This is a genomic window from Kosakonia sp. MH5 (assembly GCF_009935945.1).
GTDB lineage: Bacteria > Pseudomonadota > Gammaproteobacteria > Enterobacterales > Enterobacteriaceae > Kosakonia > Kosakonia radicincitans.
Genome location: NZ_QODH01000002.1, coordinates 191090 through 192562 on the forward strand (window position 1 = coordinate 191090; position 1473 = coordinate 192562).

The 1473-nt window shown below is 45.1% G+C and carries 1 protein-coding gene; it reads left to right on the plus strand.

The features are described 5' to 3' along the window. Positions 1–1205, plus strand: a 1205-nt coding sequence (locus DK872_RS07285) for a hypothetical protein (protein ID WP_237656183.1), incomplete at its 5' end; no start/stop codon positions are given. Positions 1206–1473 lie beyond the last annotated feature (268 nt).

Consider the following 1473-nt stretch of genomic DNA (forward strand, 5'->3'; position numbering starts at 1 on the left):
GCTATTTTAGAAAATTAATTCACGGGAAAAGTATTGCGTTTTTCTGGCTGTTATTCTCGACTCTGGTTCACGCAACATCCGGGACTTTAAATGTGGAGTTTAAAGCAAGTATTAATAGTCCGAATAAAAATACATTTACCGACACCACAATATGCACCGGCTTGACATGTGAACCTGGTTTGAATCTTTATAAAGGTGTCAATGTTCCCGGTGTGTTGGCAGAAAAATATTACGATTATTCATCTCCCGATCCGGAACGTAATACTGTCTCTATGACCTTTGATGGTCTTCCGAAAACAGTGACCTTAACCGATCCTGCAACCGGTCAGAGCATAAGTGCAGTTTTTCGTTTAGCGTACTTTGGTGCACAGCTTAATCGTCTGGATGCCAGTAGCGGTGATATGAGCGATACATTTTGGTCGGTAACCAACCCGAAGGGGGGCTGTCATGGGCGAAGTACAGTGGTTGATGAGAGCTTTGTTCGCCCCAGACTTGAGATCCCGGAAAGTAAGTTAACCTGTTACGGTAAACTTATGGATGTATTTCAGGGCAAAATTAATGTCAGCTCCGTCGTTATGGGATATACCAGCCTGGTTATCACTCCGGAACCCTTAAATATATATGAGGGAATATATGAAGGTGACCTTGTTTACAGGTTCGGCGATAACGGTGATATCGATTTTCATGCCGATACGAACCTTGAGAGTGAGATCAGGATCCACATAAAAGCGACCGTGGAGCACGAGTTGTATATAAAATTTGCCCCTGGCAGTGAGAATGTTTCGCTGGGCGCACAGGGCGGCTGGGAACCCTGGATTAATGGCGGGCATATACCGCCATCACTGAGTAAAGAGGTACCTTTTTCCCTCTCTTCCTCGTCAGGGTTTTCCGTCAAAATGCAGTGCGGACATGATGGTGGTAACCAAAACTGCGGGTTGCAAAATACCCAGACAGGTCAGATCGTTCCGCTGGAAGTCTCGATGACGTTGCCCGGTTATAAAAGTAACGGTGCGGATGTCTACTATATGTCAATAACTTCTGCTGCCAGTGGTTATAAGATTGATGTGCCCGGAAGGTTTATTACTTATCGACGCTCGCACGTTGATTTTCGCGTGCGCAGGCCTGCGGTGGAAACGATGGTAAAAGCGCCAGGCTCAACGTGGAAAGGGGCGGTAACGCTGATTTTTGACACGCAGACGCAGTGAATGTTGCCCGGAATCAATGCGTCCGCACTTAATCTGTTTTCTGCAAGGCGTGGTATTTCACCGCGCCGGAATATAAGGACGCATCATGATATTACGGCAAAGGAAATGTGTGGGCGAATTCGTTGGTAATAAAGTAGAGAGTTCCAAAAGTAATATTAAACTTGACCTTAAGAAGTTTATGGATATAATGCACTGCAAAACTGCAAAACTGCAAAACTGCAAAACTGCAAAACTGCAAAACTGCAAAACTGCAAAACTGCAAAACTGC